The 10022-nt window shown below is 45.3% G+C and carries 9 protein-coding genes and 1 pseudogene; 6 read left to right on the top strand and 4 right to left on the bottom strand.

Annotated features, from left to right (window positions below):
• The 3 genes from A6K76_RS11840 to A6K76_RS11850 are packed head-to-tail and all read left to right on the top strand — an operon-like array spanning position 1 to position 2858.
• Positions 1-1032 (top strand): FecCD family ABC transporter permease, encoded by a 1032-nt coding sequence (locus tag A6K76_RS11840; protein WP_211271757.1) that lies wholly within the window; start codon positions 1-3, stop codon positions 1030-1032.
• Positions 1029-2060, top strand: a complete 1032-nt coding sequence (locus A6K76_RS11845) for a FecCD family ABC transporter permease (RefSeq protein WP_066465333.1) — start codon at positions 1029-1031, stop codon at positions 2058-2060. The genes A6K76_RS11840 and A6K76_RS11845 overlap by 4 nt, the downstream gene beginning before the upstream one ends.
• Positions 2061-2858, top strand: a complete 798-nt coding sequence (locus tag A6K76_RS11850) for an ABC transporter ATP-binding protein (protein ID WP_066465335.1) — start codon at positions 2061-2063, stop codon at positions 2856-2858.
• A 42-nt stretch (positions 2859-2900) separates the two neighbouring features.
• Here A6K76_RS11850 and A6K76_RS11855 read toward each other — a convergent pair whose 3' ends face one another.
• Positions 2901-3584 carry a CPBP family intramembrane glutamic endopeptidase gene (locus tag A6K76_RS11855; protein ID WP_066465336.1) on the bottom strand — a complete coding sequence of 228 codons (684 nt, stop codon included), beginning with the start codon at positions 3582-3584 and terminating at the stop codon, positions 2901-2903.
• Positions 3585-3819: 235 nt separating this feature from the next.
• On the opposite strand from A6K76_RS11855, the pseudogene A6K76_RS11860 reads away from it, so the two are divergent.
• Positions 3820-4559 (top strand): annotated as a pseudogene (locus tag A6K76_RS11860) (SDR family NAD(P)-dependent oxidoreductase).
• 198 nt (positions 4560-4757) lie between these two features.
• On the opposite strand, the gene A6K76_RS11865 reads toward A6K76_RS11860, so the two are convergent.
• Positions 4758-5411 (bottom strand): nucleotidyltransferase domain-containing protein, encoded by a 654-nt coding sequence (locus A6K76_RS11865; protein ID WP_066465337.1) that lies wholly within the window; start codon positions 5409-5411, stop codon positions 4758-4760.
• Positions 5412-5822: 411 nt separating this feature from the next.
• On the opposite strand from A6K76_RS11865, the gene A6K76_RS11870 reads away from it, so the two are divergent.
• Both A6K76_RS11870 and A6K76_RS11875 read left to right on the top strand, forming a co-directional pair.
• On the top strand, positions 5823-6104 hold the full coding sequence (locus tag A6K76_RS11870) for a DUF3219 family protein (protein ID WP_066465338.1): 282 nt from the start codon (positions 5823-5825) through the stop codon (positions 6102-6104).
• 5 nt (positions 6105-6109) lie between these two features.
• Positions 6110-7111, top strand: a complete 1002-nt coding sequence (locus A6K76_RS11875) for an LLM class flavin-dependent oxidoreductase (RefSeq protein ID WP_066465339.1) — start codon at positions 6110-6112, stop codon at positions 7109-7111.
• 161 nt (positions 7112-7272) lie between these two features.
• Here A6K76_RS11875 and A6K76_RS11880 read toward each other — a convergent pair whose 3' ends face one another.
• Both A6K76_RS11880 and A6K76_RS11885 read right to left on the bottom strand, forming a co-directional pair.
• A complete protein-coding gene (locus A6K76_RS11880; RefSeq protein WP_066465341.1) occupies positions 7273-8019 on the bottom strand; it encodes a DUF7225 domain-containing protein in 747 nt (248 codons plus the stop codon).
• A 209-nt stretch (positions 8020-8228) separates the two neighbouring features.
• Positions 8229-10022 (bottom strand): S-layer homology domain-containing protein (locus tag A6K76_RS11885; protein WP_139108692.1); only part of this gene is annotated, 1794 nt, incomplete at its 5' end.

Genomic DNA, 10022 nt, shown 5'->3' on the forward strand with positions numbered 1-10022 from the left:
ATGGGCGATGTACAAGTGACGAAGCGGCAAATCATTTTGCCAAAGCATTTTTGGAAAGTAGCGATTTTACTAAGCCTATTGCTGCTCGTAACAATCGCTGCCTCGTTCATATTCGGCTCACGTACAATTAGCATGGCGGGACTGATGGATGGATTATTCCATCCTGACGTGACGTCGCATGAAGCAAGCGTTATTCGTCAGCGCATTGTACGTACGATTTTTAGTTTGCTATGCGGAGCGGCACTCGGTGTTGCAGGCGCACTCATGCAAGCTGTTACACGCAATCCCATTGCCGACCCAAGTATTTTAGGTGTCAATACAGGCGCATCGCTTTTTGTCGTATGCGGCATTGCTTTTTTCAATATTAGCACGGCAAATGAATATATTTGGTTAGCAATAGCAGGGGCATTTATTACTGCTATTTTTGTCTTTACAATTGGCTCACTCGGCGCAAGTGGTGCAACGCCGCTAAAGCTCGTGCTTGCCGGTGCGGCTACGAGTGCTATTTTATCGTCACTCGTTACTGCAATTATGATTCCGCGCACAAACGTTATGGACGAGTTTCGCTTTTGGCAAGTTGGTAGTGTCGGCTCAGGTAGCTGGGATAATATTTTGCTATTTTTGCCATTTTTAATTGTCGGCATCGTCATTGCACTACTAACGGCACCTGCATTAAACGCGCTTGCACTCGGCGATGAAGTAGCGACCGGGCTCGGTGTCAATACGGTGACGATTCGTTTATTTGCAGCAGTTGGAGCTGTATTACTTTGCGGTGCTGCGACTGCGCTTGCTGGTCCAATCGGCTTTATCGGTTTGCTTGCAACACATGTTGTACGCCTTGTGATCGGTCCAGACATTCGTTTTATTTTGCCTCTATCAGCGTTAACAGGTGCCATCATTTTAACGATTGCCGACGTATGCGGTCGTCTGCTCGGTAGCCCTGGTGAACTGGAAGTCGGCATTTTAACCGCGTTCATCGGTGCACCAATTTTAATACTCATTACAATGAAAGCGAAGATGCGTGCGCTATGATGAATAACACAATGCTACACATTCAACAATCTCGTCAAAAACGAAAGCGACGTTACATCGCTATTACGTCGCTCCTTGCATGTATCGCACTACTTCTTTGCGGTACGATGCTCATGCTCGGCAATACCATTTATCCAGTCCGTGACGTTGTACGCGTGCTGCTCGGTCACGACGTCGATGGCGCGAATTTTGCGATTGGCACGATTCGTCTGCCTCGCATGCTTGCAGGTGCGTTTGCCGGCTTTGCGTTCGGTGTCGGCGGCTACGTATTCCAAACGATGCTGCGCAATCCACTCGCCAATCCAAACGTTATCGGCATTACGGCAGGCTCTAGTGCAGCGGCTGTTTTTTGCATCGTCGTACTCCAAGCGAGCAATACGGTCATTTCGATTGCATCGGTTGTCGGCGGGCTCGCAACGGTACTCATCATTTACGTATTAGCAAAGGGCGCATCGTTCTCGATCGGTCGCCTCATTTTAATCGGTATCGGGATTCAAGCAATGCTTAACGCGTTTATTTCCTATTTAATGTTGCTAGCAAACACGCACGATATTCCAACTGCGCTACGCTGGCTAAGTGGTAGCTTAAACGGTATGAAACTTGAATCTACGTATCCACTCATTATTGCGGTAATCATTATGACGCCACTGCTGTTATACTTCAGCAAACGATTATCAATGCTCGAACTTGGCGAACAAGCCGCGACCTCGCTCGGCGTCGATACAAACCGCACACGCATCGTTCTAATTGTCGGTGCAGTGATCATTTTAGCACTCGCAACGGCAACGACTGGACCGATTGCGTTCGTCGCCTTTTTAGCAGGACCGATTGCACAGCGACTTGTCGGGTCGGACTTTTCAAACGTATTACCTGCTGGGCTCATCGGTATTATTTTAGTGCTTGCTGCTGATTTAATCGGGCAATTTGCTTTTTCGGTGCGCTACCCAGTTGGCGTCATTACCGGCATTATCGGCGCACCATATTTAATCTACTTACTCATTCGCATTAATCGAAAGGGAGATTTATAAATGAAAGACACACATACGCTTGAAGCTGTCGGGCTCACAGCTGGCTATGACAACAAAACAATTTTACAAAACGTCAACTTATCGATTCCTGCGAATAAAATTAGCATCATTATCGGCGCAAATGGCTGCGGGAAATCAACGCTATTAAAAACGATGTCGCGCCTTATGAAACCAACGAGCGGTCAAGCATTACTCGATGGCAAATCGATTCATACGATGCCGCCGAAAAAGCTCGCGCGCGTACTCGGTTTGTTGCCACAGTCACCAATCGTTCCTGAAGGCATTACGGTCGCTGATTTAGTCGGTCGTGGTCGCTTCCCTCACCAAACGTTACTAAAAGGCTGGTCAAAGCAAGATTATGAAGCGGTCGCTGAAGCACTCGATATGATGAACATTGCCGAGTTTGCCGACCGCAGCATCGACGAATTATCAGGTGGGCAACGTCAGCGCGTTTGGATTGCGATGGCACTTGCCCAGCAAACGGATATTTTATTTTTAGACGAACCAACGACGTATTTAGACATTACGTACCAAATCGAAATTTTAGATTTATTGATGGAGCTAAATGAAAAGCATGGCACAACAATCGTCATGGTGCTGCACGATATTAACTTATCCGCACGTTATGCACATCATTTATTCGCGGTCAAAAACGGGCAGCTCGTTGCAGAAGGCGCACCGTCTGACATTGTGAACGAACAGCTGATCGAGGATATTTTCTCGTTAAAATGCCGCGTCATGAACGATCCCGTCTCGAACACACCGCTCATTTTACCAATTGGCAAATTTCATCAATAAAAAAACGCGCAAAAGTGTCATAACTTTCGCGCGTTTTTTTCGTCACTGAAACAAGCTCACGACAATTAACAACAGCACCGGCAGCAACGAAATCGATGCGTTGTATAACAAATGTGTGCCGATCGCAAACCAAATGTTTTTTGTGAACATATACACCGCACCGAAATACGCCCCCATAATCATATACGGAACCGTCGCCACAACATCGCCGCTCACGTTGTTTAAATGCACTAGCCCAAACAGCACTGACGACACGATGAACATAACTGCTCGCAGTCCGCGCCCTCGAAACTTCCCAAGCAGCGCATAGCGAAACGTCAGCTCCTCGGCAAACGCCGCAATAACAGCAGGCACGAGGCTAAACGCAAGCAAAAAGATACCGTATTCCCCGTCCGCTGTCGTCACCGTATTCGACACGCTTCCCGTCACGACGAGCTTTGCTAATTTCATCACTAAAAACGTACCACCCGCTAGCAAAATCGTCAGCGCCACGTTGCGAATGAGCTTTTCTTTATAGACGCGCCACTCGCCCGCCAAAAAATCGCGCGTCCAATAAATGCAGACGATCATCCCTACAATAAACAGCAGCACGCCCGAAACGATGAGCGACGTCGAGCTGCTATTAATGCCCGGAATGATCGATAGCTGTGTGCCAATCCATAGCTCTAACGGAATAACCGTTAATAATAAAAAATCTTCCTTTTTCCAATTGTGTAAACGATTCATCACTTCACCCCTTTTCCATACGTATACCCGAAAAGGAGAGTATAAAAAACGAGCACAATAAGTTCAATGCCCATTTATTCGCTAATCCATACGCTTGAATGAAGAGCCATTATTATGTATACATATTCACTTTTATATGTAACTATTGCGCTAATTAATATATGACCGCAATAGTTATGACAAAGTAACTTCTGTTATACTTAACTTGCACGTTAACGAAAGAGGAGGAATTTGCATGTTCGATTTACAAGGAAAAGTTGCTATTGTCACTGGTGCCGCTTCGGGTATTGGCTTTGCTACTGCACAAGCATTTGCCAAAAAGGGCGCGAAAGTTGTACTGTCAGATGTAAATGAAGAGGTTGGTCAACAGCAAGCAGAGGCACTACGTCAAGCAGGAGCGGAAACATCCTTTTTCACTGCTGATGTTGGCAATGAGCAAAGTGTTGCAGCGCTTGTTCAGCATGCAGTTCAGACATTCGGTGCCTTACATATTATCGTAAACAATGCCGGCATCGGTATGCTAGCTGCTACACATGAACTCGACTATGAAGATTATCAACGTGTCATTCGTATTAATCAAGACGGCGTATTTTTCGGGGCTAAATATGCCATTCAACAATTTTTAAAGCAAGATGGTGGTGTTGTCATTAATGTTGCCTCGATTTTAGGTGTGGTGAGGCAGGGGCGTTTGCTTACAATGCATCCAAAGGCGCGGTTAATCTTTTAACGAAATCGCTTGCTGCTGAATACGCGCTCCAAAACATTCGTGTCAATTCCGTTTGTCCTGGCTATGTCGAATCAGGCATGGTAAACAAAGAAGCACTCGGTGAATTTTACGATGGGCTCGTTGCACGTCATCCAATCGGTCGACTCGGCAAGCCAGAAGAAATTGCACACGGCATCGTCTTTTTATGTGAAAATGAATTTACAACAGGTATTAACTTATTAATCGATGGTGGATATACAGCTATTTAACGAACTAAAAGCGACATGAGAAACGTTTCTCATGCCGCTTTTTTAAATTTAATGCATATAGCGATGCTTGTTATCATTATCTGCTCCAAATAAATACTGTCGCTAATGGTCGTGAACGCGCGGTAAAGCGATTCAAGCAATACTGTAGGAACATGAACGGCAATACGTTCACCGTCCATTTATTCGATAATCATCGCATTATTCTTTCACTCTTTGTAGTACGTGCTGTGACCATGCTAATAATAGTTCAGTATCTTTTTGTAAATCTGCGTCTGCACTATTGATTAGTGTAGCTAAACGCTGTATAACATCTCGATCATAATGTGTGGCGACTGTTTCTAATTGCGAAAGCTGTGCAATAAACGTCGCCTTCTCTAAAAACACGATTCCTTGCACCGCAAAGCGCGCACTTTTAAATAAACTTACTATCGTATGTATATCTTTTCCATGTAAATAATTATGAAGTGCCATATGATAGACGTTTCCTGCTGTGGAACGAACAAATTTTTGTACGTGCGCTTTTGTAATGGCTTCTTTCGGAATAGATAGTTCCCCGTAAATTGCTGTCGTATCATACATAAACGTAAATAAATCTGCCTTATCCCAATTATTTAAGTCATTGAGACCACCGACAAAACCACATAATAAATGACGATTCGGCAATGTTTGTACAACCGCTTCATAACGTGCTAGTACATCCATTGTCATTGCATCAAAAATAACAACAACATCAATATCACTTCGATCTGTCGCTTCATTGCGAGCGCGACTACCTTGTAAACCGATAAACTGAATGCTTTCGCCAAATTCATTTAGCAAAACACCCTTCAATTGTTGTAACCATTTGTCCATATCGCATCAACCTTTCTTTATGTGCCGCGGTAAATGCAGTTGTTATTTTAACATAGCCGCTAAGTAAAAAACTACACTATTTATATATCAGGTCTGTTGATTAGCCACTTTTATACAGCTGAATTGGTTGTTTTCAGCAGCAAAACTGACATGAATGCAGCATTGTAGTGGCATGGAGCGTGCGGCGAGACTCCTTGGGGAAGAGCTCGTGACTCAAGACCCCGTAAGCCGCGACGTAGGAGCGGTGCGGAGGCTTGAGCCGAGCCCCAGGAAAGCGAGCCGCAATACGCGAAATGCCAATTGAATGGCTAATCAACACGCTTGTTTATATATTAAAAATGCGGCTCGCTATTCATTTCGGCAATCGAAACGTATAATAAAAACACAACCGCTTAGAAAGAAGTGATTTTTGTGACAACAATTCAATTAAACGACCGCGTCATTCCGGTGACGAGCTATAAAGAAGAAACGAAAAATGACCGTCTGCACGTATCGGTTACATTCAACGTTACGAGCGAGGAATACCACGAGCTTGCCGTCTTATTGTACGAGCAAACATTCGACGTAACAGTGCCTCATAACGGGCGTCAATTTACAGGTACGATTGTGCATTACGTTACCGATACGACGAATTTATACGAGCCGAATCAAGTAGCGAACTATGCAGTAACATTCGCACAAGTAAAGGATTGAGCGATATGAAATTAAGCATACTCGATCAAGCGCCGATTGCTTCAAATGAAACGCCGCAACAAGCGCTGCAAAATGCGTTGCTGCTTGCACAGCACGGCGAAGCGCTCGGCTATACGCGCTACTGGATTGCCGAGCATCACGACTTAGCCGGGCTTGCCTGTTCAGCGCCTGAAATTATGCTCAGCTACATCGGCGCACAAACGAAGACAATTCGCCTTGGCACAGGTGCGCTCCTTTTGCCGCATTATAAGCCGTACAAAGTGGCCGAGCTGTTTCATATGCTCGCAACACTTTTGCCAAATCGCATTGATGTCGGCATCGGTCGTGCACCAGGTGGCTCGTCGGAAGCGATGATTGCACTATCTGGTAACTTCATTCAAAACGTCGGTCGCTTCCCACAACTCGTCGAAGAACTGCTGCAATTTTTGCAAGACGACTTCCAGCCAGAAAATGCGCACGCGAAGCTATCGGCTGCACCAGTTCCAGCAATTGCTCCCGTTCCGTGGCTGCTCGGCACTGGGCAAAAAAGCGCCGTGTTAGCAGCACAGCACGGCTTGCCGTTTACGTTCGGTCACTTTATGAGCAGTGAGGACGGTGTGGCGGTCATTCAGCAGTACCGCGACACATTTACGCCGAGCACATTTGCGAAAACATCGTACGTCATCGTGACCGCTTCTGTCATTTGTGCCGAAACGACCGAACAAGCAGAACACATCGCGCAAAGCTTTCTCATTTGGTCGCTACAGCTCGACAAAGGCAGCGCAAACGGCATTCCGTCGATTGAAGAGGCGCACAACTACGAGCTGAATGAGGCAGACGTAGAAACGTTACAAACAATGAAAAAGCGCGCCATTATCGGCAATCCCGCACAAGTGAAAGAGCAGCTTCATGCAATTCAACGTATGTACGGTGCAGATGAAATCATGATCAACACGATTGCGTATTCATTGCATGACCGCCTTCAATCATACACGTTGATTGCAAATGAAATGAAGTTTATCGATTAGCCATTTTTAGCAAACAAGCTAAAAGAATGCTGTATATGAGTGGCAGTGAGCGCGCGGCGAGACTACAGGCTCAAGCCATGCCCGAGGAAAGCGAACCGCATGACGCGAACTGCCCATTCGAATGATAAAAGCGGCATGAGACATACGTTATGCCGCTACTTTTACATTGTTAACTTGTTTAACTTCGATACATCTAGCTCATACGTTTTATCGTACGCACGACAATGCTCGACGATGTGCTCCTTGTCACCGAAATAAACGACATGGAACGCTTCATTTTTATATTGCACGATGAACAAGTCATCACATAAATGGAATGTGTTGCGATTAATTGGAATGAAACCGCTTGCTTGCGCTGTCGTTTTGACGCTAATTTTACGACCGTTCGCACCAATGACGTCATAGCCTGGCTCATTGACGTTTAATGCCAGCTGACCGTCCGTTTGAAGCACGCATAAAAATTCACCGATGCGCCCGAGTAAATGGCGTAGCTCAGTCGGCTTCGTTTGGAGAACGTGCAGCTCGTAGCGTAAAATGTCCTGGTAATATGTGTACAGCTGCTCGACTTGCGCTTTGCTAATGCCATCACCTTTCATATATTTCACGCCGCCAATCCACTCGCCGACGATGCGCTCTGCCGCTTCCCCTTGTTGCTTATGAAAAATAAGCCCCGTATAATTCGCATGCTCGCCTAAATATTTATATGTATTGCGGTCAATATACTGAAACAAATGCTTCGTAAATGCGATGCCGTTGTTGTAACGGTTATAGCAATAATCCGACAACATGACGCTTCCTGTATTCGTTCCGTATTTTTCCGCTAACAACGCCTTCACATCGCCTGCATACACAAGCTCGCCCTCACGCCCTGCTAACACTTCTTGTAACTGTTCGTAAATCGTTGGCATAATGTTCTCCTTTTAGTACACTATTTGGGCTCTTCAGCATAACTTGAGGTTGCTTTTCACGTCAACCCCAGCTTACGGTGAGGAACCATTTATTCCCTTAAATATTATTCATTATATAATAATTTGATAACTGAAAAAACAAATAAAGGAGACATGCGAACTTGCCACATGTCTCCTTTTTATTGGTAAACGATTTCACTCAGCGTCACTTAATCATGTACAAGGAGCTGTTGTCCCTTTGCATCAATGATATATGAATGTGTACGAGTCGCTGCTTCAATTTCTCCAACTGCACGATGCGTCGCTGATACATCTTTAAAGCTTTGCGTCGGTAAATCATTTAATGGTGCGCGCTCTAACATACGGTTAATCATATACACAGCTTGCACACGTGTAATTGCCTCTTTTGGTGCAAAGCGACCATCTGGGTAACCATTGACAATACCTGCTTCACGGTTCGCCTCGATGATCCACTGTGCCCAGTGACCTTTCGTATCCGTAAATGTTAGCTCAACATTTTCTTCAACCGTTAACTGCTTCATATTCGCTATAATTTTCGCCATATGTGCACGTGTTAATTCGTTCGATGCATTAAAGTGACCATTTTCGTCACCGTCCATAATACCTGCTGCCTTCACGAAAGCAATTTCGCCTGCCGCAAAGTGCGTCGCAGAAATATCTTTAAACGGTGCCTCCTTCACTTCCATGCCATCTTTATAACCTAAAATACGTGCAATCATACGTGCCATTTGTACACGTGTTACGTTTTCCTCTGGACGGAAAGTACCATCATCAAAGCCTCGAATATACGCTGCGTGCGTGATGACATCTTGATCCATTTGAAGAAGCGTAAACGTCCCAAACTCATTTACTTTGAAGCGTAAACTAAACGTGTCATTTTCTAGCTTCACTACTTCTGGATATACAACCTTTTTCTCGCCATCTGAATGCTCGATATAAACAGCTAAGCTATTTAAAAATGCTTGGCGCTCTACCTCATTCGTCGGTAATGTTACATCCTTTAACGGTAACGTAATGTCAACCGGACGTGATGGTAAGTTTGTTTCAATCACCATCGGACGTGCTAGTACATGTACATCATTCGTTCCAAGGATATCTCGTACTACTTCCTCTGTACGTGCACGGTTTTCAATTTCGATACGCTCTGACTCTGCTTTCACAGGAATCAAGTTGAAGTAGAAGTCCTCTACTATACCATTTAATGAGCTATTTGGTACTTCTAACAACGCATTTTCCGTTGAAATTTCTAACGATAGCTTATTTTCATATAGCATTTGCGCTACTTTACCAGGGATATTCCCTACTGTTTGTGCCACGATGTCCTGTGGATCTGGTACAACGATACGCACAATCGTATTTTGAATTTCCTGCGCCTTTTCAATTGCCTGTAACGCATGCTCTTCCGTTAAGTTGACAGTATCTGCTACTTGACTGTCCCCTTTATCCGTACGCTCGACCGCAATCGGTGTTCTCTCCACCGGATTTTCACCCGCCACCTCTAACGCTACTTCAACAATTGTAGTCGACTGTTCCTCTAGTTCCGTTTCACCTGGCTTCTCTGGCATCGGTGCCGGTGCCGGACTCGGTGTCGGCGTTGGTGCCGGTGTTGGCTCTGGCGTCGGCTCTGGTGTTGGTTCTGGCGTTGGTTCTGGTGTTGGTTCTGGCGTCGGCTCTGGTGTTGGCTCTGGCGTCGGCTCTGGCGTCGGCTCTGGCGTCGGCTCTGGTGTTGGTTCTGGTTTTGGCTCTGGCGTTGGTTCTGGTTTTGGTTCTGGCGTTGGTTCTGGTTTTGGTTCTACAACGATTGCCAACTCATCTTTTGCTTTTATTAAAACTTCTAATGCTACTTTGATCTGCTCTGGTGTGGCGTTTTCGTCCGCTAATACTTTCTCTGCTTCCTCTAACGCTTTAGCATAATCTTGCCAGCTTGCCTCTGTATATGCTGCTTCTTCTAAATCTTTTGCTTTGTCTACTTCTGTTTGAAG

The sequence above is a fragment of the Caryophanon latum genome, from assembly GCF_001700325.1.
GTDB classification, from domain to species: Bacteria; Bacillota; Bacilli; order Bacillales_A; family Planococcaceae; genus Caryophanon; species Caryophanon latum.

Bases quoted from the DNA above. Each gene is read 5' to 3' on its own strand.
- A6K76_RS11840 (WP_211271757.1), top strand. From the start codon at position 1: ATGGGCGATGTACAAGTGACGAAGCGGCAAATCATTTTGCCAAAGCAT.
- A6K76_RS11845 (WP_066465333.1), top strand. From the start codon at position 1,029: ATGATGAATAACACAATGCTACACATTCAACAATCTCGTCAAAAACGA.
- A6K76_RS11850 (WP_066465335.1), top strand. From the start codon at position 2,061: ATGAAAGACACACATACGCTTGAAGCTGTCGGGCTCACAGCTGGCTAT.
- A6K76_RS11855 (WP_066465336.1), bottom strand. From the start codon at position 3,584: ATGAATCGTTTACACAATTGGAAAAAGGAAGATTTTTTATTATTAACG.
- A6K76_RS11865 (WP_066465337.1), bottom strand. From the start codon at position 5,411: ATGGACAAATGGTTACAACAATTGAAGGGTGTTTTGCTAAATGAATTT.
- A6K76_RS11875 (WP_066465339.1), top strand. From the start codon at position 6,110: ATGAAATTAAGCATACTCGATCAAGCGCCGATTGCTTCAAATGAAACG.
- A6K76_RS11880 (WP_066465341.1), bottom strand. From the start codon at position 8,019: ATGCCAACGATTTACGAACAGTTACAAGAAGTGTTAGCAGGGCGTGAG.